The 15,319-nt window shown below is 55.3% G+C and carries 14 protein-coding genes; 7 read left to right on the top strand and 7 right to left on the bottom strand.

Translation table 11 applies throughout. The annotated features are described in order from the left end of the window. Positions 1-29: 29 nt before the first annotated feature. The 5 genes from HV832_RS05660 to HV832_RS05640 all read right to left on the bottom strand — a co-directional run bounded on the left by HV832_RS05660 (position 30) and on the right by HV832_RS05640 (position 5,796). Positions 30-329 (bottom strand): hypothetical protein, encoded by a 300-nt coding sequence (locus tag HV832_RS05660; RefSeq protein WP_110257001.1) that lies wholly within the window; start codon positions 327-329, stop codon positions 30-32. A gap of 354 nt (positions 330-683) precedes the next feature. After that, on the bottom strand, positions 684-1,805 hold the full coding sequence (gene mltB / locus HV832_RS05655) for a lytic murein transglycosylase B (protein WP_176802598.1): 1,122 nt from the start codon (positions 1,803-1,805) through the stop codon (positions 684-686). Positions 1,806-1,830: 25 nt separating this feature from the next. Further along, entirely contained in the window at positions 1,831-3,846 is a 2,016-nt protein-coding gene (locus HV832_RS05650) for a transglutaminase TgpA family protein (RefSeq protein ID WP_176802597.1), read from the bottom strand. Next, on the bottom strand, positions 3,843-4,865 hold the full coding sequence (locus HV832_RS05645) for a DUF58 domain-containing protein (protein WP_223827202.1): 1,023 nt from the start codon (positions 4,863-4,865) through the stop codon (positions 3,843-3,845). The genes HV832_RS05650 and HV832_RS05645 overlap by 4 nt, the downstream gene beginning before the upstream one ends. A gap of 10 nt (positions 4,866-4,875) precedes the next feature. Beyond that, on the bottom strand, positions 4,876-5,796 hold the full coding sequence (locus HV832_RS05640) for an AAA family ATPase (RefSeq protein ID WP_176802596.1): 921 nt from the start codon (positions 5,794-5,796) through the stop codon (positions 4,876-4,878). 142 nt (positions 5,797-5,938) lie between these two features. Here HV832_RS05640 and HV832_RS05635 point away from each other — a divergent pair, with 142 nt between their 5' ends. From HV832_RS05635 to HV832_RS05620, 4 genes are all read left to right on the top strand, one after another. After that, positions 5,939-6,877 (top strand): histone deacetylase family protein, encoded by a 939-nt coding sequence (locus HV832_RS05635; RefSeq protein WP_176802595.1) that lies wholly within the window; start codon positions 5,939-5,941, stop codon positions 6,875-6,877. 252 nt (positions 6,878-7,129) lie between these two features. Then, positions 7,130-8,059 carry a ribosome biogenesis GTPase YlqF gene (ylqF, locus tag HV832_RS05630; RefSeq protein WP_176802594.1) on the top strand — a complete coding sequence of 310 codons (930 nt, stop codon included), beginning with the start codon at positions 7,130-7,132 and terminating at the stop codon, positions 8,057-8,059. Between the two features lie 3 nt (positions 8,060-8,062). Then, a complete protein-coding gene (locus HV832_RS05625; protein WP_176802593.1) occupies positions 8,063-8,851 on the top strand; it encodes an enoyl-CoA hydratase in 789 nt (262 codons plus the stop codon). Between the two features lie 9 nt (positions 8,852-8,860). Next, positions 8,861-9,397 (top strand): BRO-N domain-containing protein, encoded by a 537-nt coding sequence (locus tag HV832_RS05620; protein WP_176802592.1) that lies wholly within the window; start codon positions 8,861-8,863, stop codon positions 9,395-9,397. On the opposite strand, the gene HV832_RS05615 is transcribed toward HV832_RS05620, so the two are convergent. Beyond that, positions 9,386-10,072 (bottom strand): GntR family transcriptional regulator, encoded by a 687-nt coding sequence (locus HV832_RS05615; protein ID WP_176802591.1) that lies wholly within the window; start codon positions 10,070-10,072, stop codon positions 9,386-9,388. The two genes, HV832_RS05620 and HV832_RS05615, sit on opposite strands and share 12 nt — an antisense overlap. A gap of 295 nt (positions 10,073-10,367) precedes the next feature. Between HV832_RS05615 and HV832_RS05610 the strand changes: the two genes are divergently transcribed. Next, a complete protein-coding gene (locus tag HV832_RS05610; RefSeq protein ID WP_176802590.1) occupies positions 10,368-11,105 on the top strand; it encodes an AraC family transcriptional regulator in 738 nt (245 codons plus the stop codon). Here HV832_RS05610 and HV832_RS05605 read toward each other — a convergent pair. Further along, positions 11,093-12,058: a 4-hydroxyproline epimerase gene (locus HV832_RS05605; RefSeq protein WP_280525082.1), complete on the bottom strand. Its 966-nt coding sequence runs from the start codon at positions 12,056-12,058 to the stop codon at positions 11,093-11,095. The two genes, HV832_RS05610 and HV832_RS05605, sit on opposite strands and share 13 nt — an antisense overlap. Positions 12,059-12,362: 304 nt before the next feature. On the opposite strand from HV832_RS05605, the gene HV832_RS05600 reads away from it, so the two are divergent. Both HV832_RS05600 and HV832_RS05595 read left to right on the top strand, forming a co-directional pair. Further along, positions 12,363-14,357: a TonB family protein gene (locus HV832_RS05600; RefSeq protein ID WP_176802589.1), complete on the top strand. Its 1,995-nt coding sequence runs from the start codon at positions 12,363-12,365 to the stop codon at positions 14,355-14,357. 45 nt (positions 14,358-14,402) lie between these two features. Next, positions 14,403-15,314, top strand: coding sequence for a TIGR01777 family oxidoreductase (locus HV832_RS05595; protein ID WP_223827201.1), 912 nt, complete (start codon positions 14,403-14,405; stop codon positions 15,312-15,314). Positions 15,315-15,319 lie beyond the last annotated feature (5 nt).

Genomic DNA, 15,319 nt, shown 5'->3' with positions numbered 1-15,319 from the left:
TCCCGTGCATATGTTCATTTGTTCAAAACTTATGCAGCATCTTTGGGTTTGAATTGTTTGTCGCTGATGCGGAATTTCGCGCGACGGTCACCCATTAATTCACGTAATTCTTTGATGCTGACATCGCTGATTTCGTGCATACGAATCAGCAGAGAAGCGCCAACCGGCAAGCGGCGGTGCCTGATTTTACTGATAACGGGTGGAGCAACTTCCAACGCACGGGACAACGCTGCGTCATTTTTCAGGTGCAATTGTTTAATCAGAGTATCCAAAAGATTATTTGGATCGTAGTCGATTTCATCTGATTCAAGCTGGGTCAGATTGGCCATAATTACCTCGCTGTCTAGTCTATTGATGCTGAATTAATTGCTTCAATGAGAATTAATCAAACGGTAATATTGTATCTTTAAAATGAAATTTGCTTACGAGAAAAATAGCAAAACATTGTTAAATCTATTGACATATCAAATGCTGATAATGCTTTTATATCAATAAGATAACATCACTGTAGTTTAATTCATAATGAATCGCAATACTTGTTTTAAAAAAAGAATGTTGTGAGTTAATTCTTTTATTTGCATGTGTGCAATTGCTTGCATGAACAGTATTGAGCAAAAAGTTCCTGAAATCAATTAGTGAAAACGAAACATATTGTTAAAAAATTTTTGTTTTATATCTCGTTTTTATTTTTCCCGGGCAAGTTTGATGATGCGTCCCAGTTCAAAAACAGACATGGCGTAGAAATAACTGCGATTGTATTGGGTGATCGCGTAGAAATTATCGGTGCCCAGCCAGTATTCCGGCGCATCTTCGCCGTTTTGCAAATCAATCACCCCGTACAGGATATTTTCCGGCGCTTCGGCACTGGCGGTGCTGATGACGTCTTTCAGGTCCTGCCTGGAATACGTGGCGCGTAAGCCACGGCCGAGTGCTTCGACCAGCAGGGGATGGCTGCTTTCTGTCAGCAAAGTGGCGGGAAAGGCAACGGGTAATTGCTGTTTCCAGCCGTGTTGTGCCAAGTAGTTGGCGACGCTGCCAATGGCATCAACTGGAGAATCGGTGAGATTAATCCGGCCATCACTGTCAAAATCAACGGCATACTGACGAATACTGCCAGGCATGAATTGTGACCAGCCGATTGCACCGGCATAAGAACCTTTGAACAACAGAGGATCAACACCGGCGTCTCTGGCCAGCAGCAGCATATTCTCCAGCTCTTTCCTGAAAAACTGCATTCTGGCTTCCCGGTTGGGCGTGTTCGGGTAATCAAAGGCCAGCGTGGTCAGTGTATCCATGACGCGGAATTTTCCGGTATGCTTGCCGAAAATTGTTTCGACACCGATCAGACCGACAATGATTTCCGGGGGAACGCCATACTGCCGCTGCGCGCGCTCCAGTGTGTCGGCATATTGATTCCAGAACGCGACACCTGCTTCGATCCGGTAAGGTTCGATAAAGCGGGCGCGATAGGCTTTCCAGTTTTTGGGTTTGCCGGCCGGAGCCGGCTTCACCAGCTGTCGTGCTGTATCCACATAGCGCACCTGTTCAAACAGGGTTTCCAGTTGTCCGGTATCGAATTGATGCTGGACTTCCATTTGCCGGATAAACAGGGCGACTTCTTTCCATTGCGCAAAATGCACATTGTCCGTTTGCATGGTTTCCTGTGCAGGGGGTTTTTTAGCTTTTTTCTGACTGCTGGCGGCAATAGTCAGGCCGGGTAAGAGCAACAGTGTTAAAAGTAGCGAGCAGGTCAGTCTGGCAAGCTGTGAGGAAGCGGATTTCAAATGCTGGAATGGTGCAGTCATGCTGAATGACGAAGAAAAATGATAGTTATGGGCAGGCGGCTAATAATTTCTTCAGCCGGCTGATCAGATTGAATTCAGAAAAATCGTGTTTTCCGTATTTGGCAGCCATATACAGATTCAGGAATTGCTCGGTTGCCTGAAATTCTTTGGCAGGAAGTTTTTGGCGCAATCTTTGCAGATAGTGCAGGGGCCCTTCTTCCGGCATTTTTGGCAGCTGTTTTCTTGCCATTTTTTTACAAAATAAAAAGTATACTCTATCCAATGGCGGCTGAGGCGTGCTGTGCCACATTAAAGGTAGTGCAATCAGCGCCAGAATCAGGCTGCCGGCGATAAAAAAAATCAGACTGAGTTGCGCCCAGTCTACTTCTTTCAGACCAAATGATTTGAACAGGTTGAGCTGTGTCTGGTGGTTGTAGTTCAGTACCCACTGGTTCCAGGAGTTATTTACCGCATCCCATCGCATACGTAGATTCTGGCTCCAGGAATTACCGGACAAGGCGAAGTTCATCAATCCTGCGAAACCGCGTTTCGGAATCGCACGGTCCAGGTTTTGCATGACGCGTTCGGGCGCGACTGCGGCGGTAGGATCTACCCGTACCCAGCCCCGTTCTTTAAGCCAGACTTCGCTCCAGGCATGGGCATCGGACTGTCTGACTTCAAAATAGCCGTCCACAGTATTGATATTGCCACCCTGGTAGCCGGTGACGATGCGGGCCGGGATTCCGGCAAAGCGCATGATGTTGGTAAAGGTGCTGGCGTAGTGCTCGCAGAACCCGGCACGGCTTTCAAACAAAAAATCATCAATCGTCTGCCTGCCGAGTAATGGTGGTTCCAGCGTGTAACTGAATGCTTGCTGACGGAAAAATTGCAAGATCGCATTGATCAGATCGGCATCTTCCACGTAACGCTGACGCAGTGTGCTTGCAAAATTGGCGGTTCGCGGATTGAATCCTGAAGGCAGTTGCAGAGCCTGCTCCCGTTCTTCAGCGGTCAGGGCAGTCTGGTAACGATATTGCGGATAAGACGTGATTTCATAGCGCAAACGCTGGCTGATGCTCTCGCTGTTGCGTAATTCCATCTGCGGATTCAGACTGGCTGTCAGACCGGTCTGCGGTGGCGGCAGGCTGGCAGGCAGGTCCAGTGCAAACAGCCAGCGCTGGCGCTGTGGTTCGAGCAGAATCGTTTGTGCGATGGCCGGGCCGGAATAACTCGCCGGTGAATAGGTCAGCGGTTGCGAACCGGGACTATGCGTCCAGGTTTTGCCGTCAAACTGATCCATCACGATGCCACGCCAGTACAGCAGGGATTTGTTGGGAATTGTACCGCCGAATTGCACGCGGAAAACGATGTCTTCAGACAGTACCATCTCGCTGATGCCGCCCGGCGCCATGCTCTCCGACAAGCCTGAACGGCCGCTGTGCGCATCTCCCGGCAAACCCCACAACGGCCCCTGTACCCTTGGAAGCAGGAAGAACGCTGCCAGTGTCAGCGGAATCGCCAGCCCCAGAATGCTGAGACTGAGTTTGAATCGTTGCCAGAGGGACGGGTAAAGACCTGTATATTGAAATGACAGCTGTGCTGTCAATAAAAGGCTGAGACCAGTCAGACTTTGGAAGGCGCTGCCAATGTTTTGCTGATAAAAATAACTGGTCAGCATCAGGAAAAAACTCAGAAACAGAACCACAAATAAATCCCGTCTGGCATGCATTTCCAACAGCTTGCTGGTCAGCAGCAGCATCAGCATGGTGACGCCGACTTCGCGTCCGAAGAAAGAATGATATTGCAGATATACCCCGAGCATGGTCAGTGCCGACACCGGCAGCAGCACCCAGGACGGCGGCAGACGCAGACCTTGCAGGGTCAGCCAGGTGCGCCAACCCAGCAAGGCGGTGCAACTGGCGGTCACCCACCAGCTGACATGCTGGAAATGCGGTAGCAGGATGCTGATGCAGGCGGCGAGCAGCAGCAGGGTATCGGCTTTATCGCGGCTCAGGACAGGGAAGGAAAAGCGTGGCAGGCGCATACGGTTTTGTCTGTTCATGCGTCGGGAAGCTGATACAGGGCCAGTGCGCGCAGGCAGGCTTCCCGGTGTGCTGGCCCTTGCGACGGAGCGAGATGATCGGTACCCAGCTGAAACCCGTAAGCAATACCGCTCAGATCGGCATCGATGACCCAGCGCGTCATCCGCGATAATTTCAGCTCCGGATCCATGTGATGCGGCAGACGGCTGAAATCAAGCATGACTTCAGAACCCATCCCGCCGGAAAACTGTTTGCTGACCAGTTGCCCGCCGGCGGCCGGATCAACGCGGGCGATATGCTTCCATGCCAGATGTTTTAAGGGGTCGCCGGGCTGATAGGCCCGCACACCGGAGAAATCTTCCGTGCCTGACTGTTCGTTGACTTCATTACCTGCCTTGCTGATCATCGGCAATGGTGGCGCCAGCGCTTCCGGTTCAGGATAAACCAGTGCCCTGGCATCCGGCAGCCAGGTGCTCCAGGCACGCAATAAACCCAGCGGAAACCAGGTATGCAGCGCTATGCGCGGCACCTGTTGCCAGCCGCGCTGGCTGGTATGGAAATGCAGTTGCAATGCAGTCTGGCTGTGGGGCGCGATATCGGCTGCCCTGGCTGTCTCAGGCTGGTTTTGCCAGCCGGCCCAGATCGCAAAACGCTGGTGGGCGCGGCGATTGATAAGATAAATGGTCAATTGTGCTTCTTCCCCGGCGAATACCGATGTGACCGGCCCGCTGGCCAGATGCAGGTAAGCCAGATTGCGAAAACTCAGAAATACATTCACGATGGCGCTCGCCGCCAACACGAAAGTCAGGGCGAAACCCAGGTTCAGGTTGTAGTTGGTGGCGCTGATGAACAGGATCAGGAGCAGCAGTAAAAACATCCAGCCTGCTTTGCTCGGCAAGGTGAATACCCGCCTTTGCGTCAGCAGCACTTCACCGCTTTCCGGCATTTTTTCCAGAAAAACCATCTTGCGCCATTGTTGACGCCAGCGCGCCAGCAAGTGCGGGGACGGCGGCTGAAGCGGTGGCAAAGCGGAGGACATGATGTTGCTCTTATACCGGAATTTGTTTCATCAGCTGCAGCAACAAGTCACTGCTGGCGCTGGCTTTGCCGCTGACCGACTTTAACGGCCGCAGCCGGTGTGCCACGACCGGAATCAGCACTGCCTGCACATCTTCGGGTAAAACATGATTGCGGCCTTCCAGCGCCGCCCAGGCGCGGGCGGCCTGCAGCAGCGCGAGTGAAGCCCGCGGACTCATCCCTTCGGCGAATACATCGCCGTTGCGGGTCGCCTGCGCCAGTGCCTGCACATAATCCAGCAGTGAAGCAGAGACATGAATCTGCTTCAGTTCCTGCTGTGCTTCCAGTAATTCTGTTACCTGCATGACCGGATGCAGTCTGGCCAGCAATTGCCGACGGTCGTCGCCTGCGAGCAGGGCGCGTTCTGCCGCCGGATCCGGGTAGCCCAGCAACAGACACATCAGAAAACGGTCCAGCTGCGATTCCGGTAACGGAAATGTGCCCACCTGATGGGAAGGATTCTGAGTCGCAATCACGAAAAACGGTGTCGGCAGATTACGGGTCTGCCCCTCCACCGAAACCTGTTTTTCCTCCATCGCTTCCAACAGGGCGGACTGGGTTTTGGGGGTGGCGCGGTTAATTTCATCGGCCAGCAATACTTGTGCAAAGACCGGGCCGGGATGGAATACGAATTGATTTTTTTCCCGGTCAAAAATTGAAATGCCAGCCACATCGGCTGGCAGCAGATCGCTGGTGAACTGCAGGCGGTTAAACTTCAGCCCCAGCGAAATCGCCAGCGCATGCGCCAGTGTGGTCTTACCGACACCGGGCAGGTCTTCAATCAGCAGATGGCCGCCTGCCAGCAGGCAGACCAGGGCCTGCCGGACCTGCAATTGCTTACCGATGATGATTTCGTTGACCTGTGTCGCTACTTTGTGAATATTGACAAACATCTTTTCCTCGCGTCAGAAGCAGCGCACAGTGTAATCGGAATTGCCGCAGATTGTTGCAATCCCTGCACCAGTGAAAAAAGCGCATTTGCAAAAGCCTGCAAATAGAGTGACACTGGGAGGAAAATCAAAATCAATATGAGACATGACTACCGCGTATTACACCCATGCCGATTGCAAGCGTCATGAAATGGGCGCCTGGCATCCCGAGTCTCCCGAACGTCTGCAGGCGATTGAGGACCAGTTGATTGCCAGCCGCATCAGCACCTTGCTGGATCACCGCGATGCGCCGCTGGCGCAGGAAACGGATCTGGCGCGCGTGCATTCCGCCGACGCCATTTACCGCATCCGCGAAAACTGCCCGACCGAACGTTCCGAATACCAGCATTTCCCTCTGGATGCCGATACTTCACTTAATGCCCATACCTGGCAGGCATCCCTGCGGGCTGCCGGAGCGGCGATTGCGGCGACCGACGCGGTGATTGATGCCGAGATCGAAAATGCGTTTTGTGCTGTCCGCCCGCCGGGGCATCATGCTACCCGCAAAGAGTCGATGGGTTTTTGCATGTTCAATAATGTGGCGGTGGCGGCGAAGCATGCGCTGGAGGTGCGTGGTCTGCAGCGTGTGGCGATTATTGATTTTGACGTCCATCACGGCAACGGCACGGAAGATATTTTCCGTAACGATGAGCGTGTGCTGATGGTCAGCTTTTTCCAGCATCCGTATTATCCGTATTCAGGTACGGAACAAAAGGCCGGCAACATGGTGAATGTGCCGGTGCCTGCGCACAGCTATGGCGATGTGATCCGTGAGCTGGTGACGCAGCAGTGGCTGCCGGCGTTGCAGGCGTTCCGTCCGCAGATGCTGTTTGTTTCGGCCGGATTTGATGCGCACCGCGAAGACGATATGGGGCAGCTCGGGCTGGTGGAAGCGGATTATGCATGGCTGACCCGGCAGATCATGTCGGTGGCCAGAGACTATGCGCAGGGCCGTATCGTCAGCTGTCTCGAAGGCGGTTACAACCTGTCGGCACTGGCGCGCAGCGTCACGGCGCACCTTAAGGTGCTGGCGGATCTGGAGTAACCTGCGAGCGCAACAGGATACAGCCTGCCGCCACGGAGAGCGGGCGGATCACGCAGGCACCGGTTCCGGCCGCTCTCCACCTGTTTTCCGGCAGCGCTCAGGAAAAACGGACAAATGCATCTGGTGCGCCGGACGCAAAAAACGGTCTATCCCCCTGATTTCTGAAAAAACAGGTGCAAAGGATAAACTTCTGCCCCCGCTGCGCAGAGTTCCGTACAATATCACTTTGATTAAGTAAAAAGAAGAATAAGCATGTCCATACAATGGTTCCCCGGCCACATGAACGCCGCCCGCAAGAAAGCGGCGGAAACCATGGAAAACACCGATCTGGTGATTGAGGTGCTGGATGCCCGCATTCCGCAAGCCAGTTGCAATCCCATGGTTGAGCAGTTGCGCACTTTCCGTCAGCGTCCTTGCCTCAAAATCCTGAACAAAACCGATCTCGCCGATCCGAACGCGACCCGGCTCTGGCTCGATTACTACAACAGCCAGAAAAATGTCCACGCAGTGGCGCTGAGCTGCAAAAAGCCCGCCGATGTGGCGCGTATTCCGGCACTGGCGCTCAAAATCGCACCGCATCGCGGCGTACCGACCAAGCCCTTGCGTATGATGATCATGGGGATTCCGAACGTCGGTAAATCGACGTTGATGAATGCCCTGCTGAAAAAACGGGTTGCCAATGTAGGCGACGAACCTGCCGTGACCAAGACCCAGCAGCGGCTGTATCTGGGCAAGAATATGATCCTGACGGATACACCCGGCATGTTGTGGCCCAAGATCGAACATCCGACTGATGGCCTGATGCTGGCTGCCAGTCACGCCATCGGTATTAACGCCTTGATCGAAGAGGAAATCGCGGTCTTTCTGGCCGAGCGGCTGATCGCGCATTACCCGCAGTCGCTGGCGGCGCGTTACGGTTTTGATCTGACGGAGATGGATGCTGTCGCCGTAGTGGAAGGCATTGCGAAAAAGCGTGGTTTCCGGCTCAAGGGTGGCGACTGGGATTTTGAAAAAGCGGCGCATACTTTGCTGATTGATTACCGCAGCGGCGCATTGGGGCGCATCAGTCTGGAAACGCCGGCCAGCCGGGAACATCTGCTGGCAACCTATGTGCCGCCGGTGTTGCTGGGGCAGGGCAAGAGCGTGCAGTCCGGAATGGAAACCGACGAAGGGGAAGAATAAATCATGCGCAGCAGCGATACTGCATTGCCTTGCGTTTTGCGCAGTGACCAGGCCGGTGTGACCACACTGACGCTCAATCGCGGCGAGCGTTTCAATGTGTTGTCGGAACAGGTGCTGGAAGAACTCAGCGGACAGTTCAGGGCAATCGCTGCCGATCCCGCGGTACGGGTCGTGGTTCTGGCAGCCGCCGGAAAAGCGTTTTGCGCGGGACACGACCTGAAGGAAATGCAGGCCAGTCCTGACATGAAGTATTACCAGAATTTATTTACCCAGTGCAGCAAGCTGATGCTGGCGATCCAGAAATTGCCGCAGCCGGTGATCGCACGGGTGCACGGTCTGGCGACAGCGGCGGGTTGCCAGCTGGTTGCCATGTGCGATCTGGCGGTGGCTGCCGACCATGCCCGCTTTGCCGTTTCCGGAGTCAATGTCGGCCTGTTCTGCTCCACCCCGGCAGTTGCCCTGTCGCGCAATCTCTCGCGCAAGCAGGCGATGGAAATGCTGCTGACCGGTGAATTCATTGATGCACAGACCGCGTTGCAGCGCGGGTTGGTGAACCGCGTCGTACCGGAAGCGCAACTCGACGACACGATCTCTGCGCTATGCGAAACTATCCTGGCTAAACCAGCAGCGGCTATCCGGATCGGCAAGCAGCTGTTTTACAAACAGGCGGAAATGGGCATCGAAGCCGCCTATCAGCTAGCTGGACAGACCATGGCCTGTAACCTGATGGAGGCATCTGCACAGGAGGGCGTGCAGGCATTCATCGAAAAGCGCCCACCGGACTGGGCCTGAAAGTATGATATGTCTGCGCTGATCAGTTTCTTTGTACGATTGTTGTTCTGTGCGGCTGTGACATGGATGGCATGGCGTTATTTTTCCGCGCTCAATCCGCGCGCAGCGCCGATGAGCCTGCTGGTCAGCGCCTGGTTATGGGCGCACTTGTTCAGTCCAGAATTGATCAGCCTGATTCCTGCGATCCGGCGTCGTGCGGAGCGCGATGTGCTGGAGTCGTGGAACGGCTGTTATTACAGTTTCGATGGCCATCACCTGCGTTTTTATCTGGAACAGGAACAGATCTGGATTCCGGAACAGGATTTACAGGCATTGCTGGTACCGGAACTCGGTCAGCAGGAGCTGCGGGTGATCGGTGCGTCGTATGCTTATCTGCCGCATGGACAAATCTGGGCGGTCAGCGAGGCGGGAATGATGATCTTGCTGAAAAACCGCACTGCGCACCGGCGCGCCACGCATCAGATGGTGCGTTTCAGGCGCTGGCTGGAGAGCGAGGCATTGCCGAATGTCAGACGACTGCCACGCTCGGCGACGTCAGTTGCCTGATGCCGCAGAGGGGATCGCTTTGCGGGTGAATGATTCCAGGTAATCCATCAGACCATTCGACGACTTCAGCGCCTGCTCCACGTGACCGCGCGCGACCGCCTTGGCGACCAGCAGATGGCAGCGCGCACCCTCTTCAATATCACCTTCATGCTGATAGGCATACCAGAAACGGCGGCACTGAATCACCAGCGGCACCACCGCCGCCACCGCAGAAGCATTGCCGCAGGCTGTATGCAGGGTGTGGTCAAAGCTCTGATCGGCTTCCATGAACGCATGCAGGTCGTGCCGCTTTGCGGCCGCCAGCATTTTTTCTGCCGATTGCATGATCTCCTGTTTCTGGATTGCATCTGCCCGTTGCGCGGCGCTGGTGACGATCAGGTTTTCCAGTACCCGCCGGGTTTCGATCAACTGCAGGTGTTCGGCTGCCTCTATCTGGCTTACCACCAGTCCGCGGCGCGGCATCGGCCGGATCAGACCATTGGAGGACATGCGCATCAGCGCTTCGCGCATCGGTGTGCGGCCCAGCCCGGTTTTTTCCAGCAATTCCGCTTCGATAATCGGTGCTCCCGGTTTCAGCTGCAGGGTCACGATCATGTTTTCTATCGCATCATAAGCAATATTGGCGGCACGTTGTTTCGGTGCCTGCGGTGCTTGCTCATTCGGAATGGCGGACATGGGGTTCCTTTTAAAACGGATGCTGGTGATATTGATTTAATTTATATGAGACTAATCCCTATTTCTTCGAATTTTACCTTGTTAAAATCGATTGGAACAAACTTTAAATTCGCTACTCTCATATCTTAAAGCGACATCATTACCGGTTTTGCCGTTCAAGAAACACCGTTACTGTAAGAAAAAACCGCATTACAGGGTATTTTTAGGCGATTCAGGCGGATTCTGGTATTGATTTTCATATTAATATATTAGTGTGATAAATTTTGTGCCGGAATCCGGTTCCACCTGCTTTGCCATGACGCCCCGAGAGCAAATCGCCTTCAGTCTTGATGACCCGTTTTTTGCCGAAAACCTGTTTGACGTGATGCCGGATATCGTTTTTTTTGTCAAAGACAAAGATGGCCGTTACCTGGTGGTCAATCATACGCTGGTACGTCGTTGCGGACGGCGCAGCAAGGCCGAACTGCTTGGTTGCCGTGCTGCCGATGTGTTTCCGGCGGCGCTGGCTGCCAGTTATGCGGCGCAGGATGCGATCGTGTTGCAGGGCAGGCGCGAGCTGCGCGATCAGCTGGAACTGCATCTGTATCCCGATCGTTCCCGGGGCTGGTGTCTGACGCAGAAATTTCCTTTGCGGGACCGCAGCCAGCAGATCATCGGCATGACCGGTATTTCCCGCGATCTGGCAGCACCCGATCAGGAGCATCCGGTCTATGCCCGTATTGCCGTGGCAGTGCAGCATATCCGGCAACATTTTTCCCGCCCTGTCAGCATGACGGAACTGGTGACGCTGACCGGATTATCGGTCGCGCAGCTGGAGCGGAATTTTCATAAAATCTTTTCTCTAACGCCGCGACAGATGATGGTCAAAATCAGGCTCGATGCGGCTTCGGCTTTGCTGACTGACAGCCGCGACAGCATCACTGTTATCGCGCTGGCCTGCGGCTATCAGGATCACAGCGCTTTTTCCCGGGTATTTAAAGCGACGGTTGGCATGACGCCCAGCGATTACCGCGATCTGTGTCAGTCGGCCTGAAGTGATTCGCTACGGATGCCCCAGCGGAACGGATCATCAGCATGCAGCAGTAATTTGGCTTCCGCCGTCACGTGCGCTGTGCCGCGCAATGCAGGCAGAATGCGCCGGCCATCGGCATGCGCTTCGTAGGAAGCTTCAAATACGCTGCCGATGATACTTTCCTGACGCCAGATCTGACCTGGCGCCAGCTTGTTGTCTGCCGCCAGACAGGCGAGTTTGGCGCTGGTGCCGGTGCCGCAAGGGGAACGGTCGTATGCCTTGCCGGGGCACAGTACAAAATTCCGGTTGTGATTTTTCCCGGAAACCGGTGGCCCGAACAGTTCGATGTGATCGATCAGCGCGCCGTTTTCGCCGGTGATGCCTTGCAGTTCCAATGCCTGTCGCACCTGCCAGCAGTAATGCGTTAACGATTCGACTTGTGTCAGCGCCAGATTTTGTCCGTGGTCGCTGATCAGGAAAAACCAGTTTCCGCCCCAGGCAATATCGCCGCTGACGGTGCCGATACCGGGAACATCAACAGCGACCGCTGCCTGGTAACGATAAGCCGGGACGTTATGCACCGTGACCGAGCGATCGGCATGCAGTTCGGTCTCGACCACGCCGACCGGCGTTTCAATGCGATGCCTGCCGGGACTGATTTTCCCCTGATGCGCCAGTGTGGTGACCAGTCCGATCATACCGTGACCGCACATGCCCAGATAATCAACATTATTAAAAAAAATGACGCCGGCAACACAAGCAGGGTCCGATGGTTCGCAGATCAGCGCCCCGACCAGCACATCCGAGCCGCGCGGTTCGCAGACAATCGCACTGCGGTAGCGGTCAAATTTTTCACGGAACAAGGTCAGCCGTGCCGAAAGCGGGCCATCGCCCAGATCAGGGCCGCCAGAGATCACTATCCGGGTCGGTTCACCGCCGGTGTGAGAGTCAATAATCGACATCGTATCGTGCATCATGTTGTCCTTTTCAGAAATACGAGAAATACAGGAAAGACTGGAAAAGCTGAAAATACCGGAACTGCGCCATGATCACAGCATAATCGAAACCGGGTTGGATGGTCTTGTGGCATCCGCCGGGTTTTTGCGATGAAATCGGCATAATCCGGGCAGGGCTTGGCGCACTGAAGCAGTACTGAGCAAGTACAAAAATGCGCAGGAAATTTTGCTTCTCAATGGTAAAGTAACGCCGGTGACGACTGTGCCTGTTATTGAGCGCAGGATATTTCTCCCACAACCTTGCTCAACCTCAGCCAGTGGCATGAATTTGTTTCCAGTGACTACCGCCTCCCGATTACCGCCTGCGATTAAAAAACGTCTGACTGCCGGCCTGCTGATTTCGTTATTGGTACATGGGCTGATTTTGTCGTTGCAGTTTGGTCTGCCGGGGCTGGGATTGCCGGGCATCGAAAAACCCTGGAGCAAACGGCGCAGCACCGAAGCTGATCAGGCGCTGCAGATTACACTGGCACCTGCACCTGCACCTGCACCTGCACCTGCACCTGCACCTGCGGCGCAGCTGGCGGCGACATCCGCCGGGCCGTCGTCCGTGCCAATACCGGCATCAATGTCGACGCCGTTGCATGAGTCCGTTTCAGTACCAGCGCCGCTGTCCCCGCCAGTCAGACCGGTTGTGACGATATCCGCTCCTGCCAATGCGATCGAACTTATTGCTCCGGCAGCCCGCGCCCGTCCGGCACCTTCTGCGCCACTGCAGCACAAGAAAAAACAACCGGTTGCGAGCATCAGATCAAAGGCTGGCTCTGTAAAACCTCTCGTCCATCAGCGCAGGCATGAGGCAACGGCAGTGCCGGATATCATCGCGCAGGACAGTATTTTCAATGACAGCTTTGTGGTGGCCGTGCCGAATCCGGACGATGTTAAAAAAATTGCCGATGCGGCGCTGGCGCCCAGGCAGTTTGCCGATCCGGTCAGTGCTTCCATGGCGCAGCAGACTCCGGAGCCGGAAGCTGACGCCAAACCGGTATCGGAACCGATGGCAGATGCCATGGCGATTGCGGAACCCGTTATCCGGTTCGCACTAGACGCGGCCCAGCGGCAGCGCAGAGAAACTGAACGGCTGGTGCGACCCGAAGAGCTGACTCCACAGAAAGCCGGATTATCTGCAGAGGCGAAACAGACCTTGCAGGAAATCGATGACGATGCCCGCCGCCGCGTGGCAGATGCAGCGCGGGCGCAGGCCATGACGCAGCAACTGGAACAGGAAGCTGAACAACACCGGCTGATGCAGGAAGCATTGCGCGCCAATGCCACAGCACTGGCGGCGGCGCAGTCGGCAAATCCGGTCCGGTTGGACGACGCACGCTTGCAGCAACAATTGCAGGCGGAATCGGCAGAGCGGGAACAGCAGCGTCGCGAACGGGTGCAGACATTGCGTACCAACCGGCAACTCGCGCAGCAACGAGAGGAAGAAGCAGAACAGCAGCGTGTGGCCGAATCACGTCGTCGCGAACAAGAACAACTGCAACAGCAGGCAGAGCAGGCACAGCAACAGGCAGAAGTCGCCCGGCAGCGTGCCATCCGGCAGGCCATCCAGCAGCACGAACAGGAAGCCGCCGCTGTATTGACACAGCGCGGCAGCAGCGATGCTCAGCCTGGACAGGTTGTCCAGAATGTACCGGGCGGAGTTTCCGGTACGGCGCAGCAAGGCCGGGCTGTCTTTGTGAACCGCGATGCCGGTACTGCCGGTAGTGCTGGTAGCGCAAGTACCGCCGGGCAGGGGCAGGAAGGATCTGACGATCATAAATCGCTGGCTTTATTGCCACGCAATCTGTACAGCAGTGATCTGGCGAACCGCGCCAGAGAACAGGCGCGCGGGCTGGATTTACTGGGCGGCACTCCGCCGCTGCCGCGCAACAGCACCGAGGAAAAGCCGCGCCGTCACAGTGTTTTCGGCAGCTCTGAAAAAGATGTGCAGCTTCGCATGTATGTCGACAGCTGGAAACAGAAAGTAGAGCGCAATGGTAATCTGAATTACTCACAGACTTCCAAAGACAAGGCTCGTGGCGATCCGCTGGTGACGGTTGCGATCCGCAGCGATGGCAGCGTCGAGGAAATCACCATCCACCGTTCCAGCGGCAGGGCCGATCTGGATCAGGCGGTGCGGAATATCGTGCGGATTAATGCCAGATATGCGGCGTTTCCACCTGCTATTGCGGCGCAGTATGATGTGATTGAAATCCGGCGTATCTGGAATTTTGACGAAGGCTTAAAAATACTCGAAGAGCTGCGCTGAGTTCAGTCAGCTTGAACTTGTTTTTGTCGTAAAAGCGAAAGGAAAATGATGCGTATTCTGATCACTGGCGGGACGGGTCTGATTGGCCGCCGCTTATGCGCCTTCCTGACGGCGCAGGGACATACACTGACAGTGCTGAGCAGACAGCATTCCAGCGTGGTGAAGGTACTCTGCGGCGCGGACGTGATACCGATGTGTGGGCTCGACGAATACCGCGCCGATACCGTGTTTGATGCCGTGATCAATCTGGCGGGTGAGCCGATTGCCGACCGGCGCTGGACTGCTTCGCGTCAAAAAATATTGCGAAACAGCCGGATAGGGCTGACAACGGCACTGCTGCGCCGTATCGCGGATGCACATCACAAACCCGCTGTTTTGCTGAGCGGCTCGGCGATCGGATACTACGGCGACCATGGTGATGACTGGCAGGATGAGTCCTCCTCAGCCGGGCAGGACTTCGGCGCATTGCTGTGCGTTGAATGGGAGGGCGCTGCACTACCGGCAGCAGCAATGGGAATACGGCTTTGTCTGCTGCGGACAGGCTTAGTCCTGGATGCGGCAGGCGGCGTATTACAGAAAATGCGCCTTCCTTTCCAGTTGGGGTTGGGTATGCAAATCGGTGATGGCAGACAGTGGATGAGCTGGATTCATATCGACGATTATATTGCGCTGCTCTATAGCTTGCTGATGGATGCCAGTGCCGCTGGCCGGTTTAATATGGTCGCGCCCAATCCGGTTCAGAACGCCGGATGGACTGCGGCATTAGCGCACCAGTTGCACCGTACTGCATGGCTGAAGATGCCCGCGGCAGTGCTCCGCCTGATGCTGGGAGAACGGGCCTTATTGCTGACGGGCGGGCAACGCGTGCGTCCGGCGCAGGCGCTGGCGCGCGGCTTTGCCTTTCGCTATCCGGAACTGGCTGCCGCATTGGATCACTTATGGCAGGTGCCGGATTAATCAGG

The sequence above is a fragment of the Cognatundibacterium oligocarboniphilum genome (assembly GCF_013377855.1).
In the GTDB taxonomy this organism is placed as follows: Bacteria; Pseudomonadota; Gammaproteobacteria; order Burkholderiales; family Burkholderiaceae_D; genus Undibacterium; species Undibacterium oligocarboniphilum.
This window is presented reverse-complemented; position numbering and strand designations above follow the sequence as displayed.

Coding starts and splice junctions, on each gene's coding strand:
- mltB (WP_176802598.1), bottom strand. CDS start 1,805: ATGACTGCACCATTCCAGCATTTGAAATCCGCTTCCTCACAGCTTGCC.
- HV832_RS05640 (WP_176802596.1), bottom strand. CDS start 5,796: ATGTTTGTCAATATTCACAAAGTAGCGACACAGGTCAACGAAATCATC.
- HV832_RS05635 (WP_176802595.1), top strand. CDS start 5,939: ATGACTACCGCGTATTACACCCATGCCGATTGCAAGCGTCATGAAATG.
- HV832_RS05600 (WP_176802589.1), top strand. CDS start 12,363: ATGAATTTGTTTCCAGTGACTACCGCCTCCCGATTACCGCCTGCGATT.
- HV832_RS05595 (WP_223827201.1), top strand. CDS start 14,403: ATGATGCGTATTCTGATCACTGGCGGGACGGGTCTGATTGGCCGCCGC.
- HV832_RS05645 (WP_223827202.1), bottom strand. CDS start 4,865: ATGTCCTCCGCTTTGCCACCGCTTCAGCCGCCGTCCCCGCACTTGCTG.
- HV832_RS05615 (WP_176802591.1), bottom strand. CDS start 10,072: ATGTCCGCCATTCCGAATGAGCAAGCACCGCAGGCACCGAAACAACGT.
- HV832_RS05650 (WP_176802597.1), bottom strand. CDS start 3,846: ATGAACAGACAAAACCGTATGCGCCTGCCACGCTTTTCCTTCCCTGTC.
- HV832_RS05620 (WP_176802592.1), top strand. CDS start 8,861: ATGTCTGCGCTGATCAGTTTCTTTGTACGATTGTTGTTCTGTGCGGCT.
- HV832_RS05660 (WP_110257001.1), bottom strand. CDS start 329: ATGGCCAATCTGACCCAGCTTGAATCAGATGAAATCGACTACGATCCA.
- HV832_RS05610 (WP_176802590.1), top strand. CDS start 10,368: ATGACGCCCCGAGAGCAAATCGCCTTCAGTCTTGATGACCCGTTTTTT.
- HV832_RS05605 (WP_280525082.1), bottom strand. CDS start 12,058: ATGCACGATACGATGTCGATTATTGACTCTCACACCGGCGGTGAACCG.
- HV832_RS05625 (WP_176802593.1), top strand. CDS start 8,063: ATGCGCAGCAGCGATACTGCATTGCCTTGCGTTTTGCGCAGTGACCAG.
- ylqF (WP_176802594.1), top strand. CDS start 7,130: ATGTCCATACAATGGTTCCCCGGCCACATGAACGCCGCCCGCAAGAAA.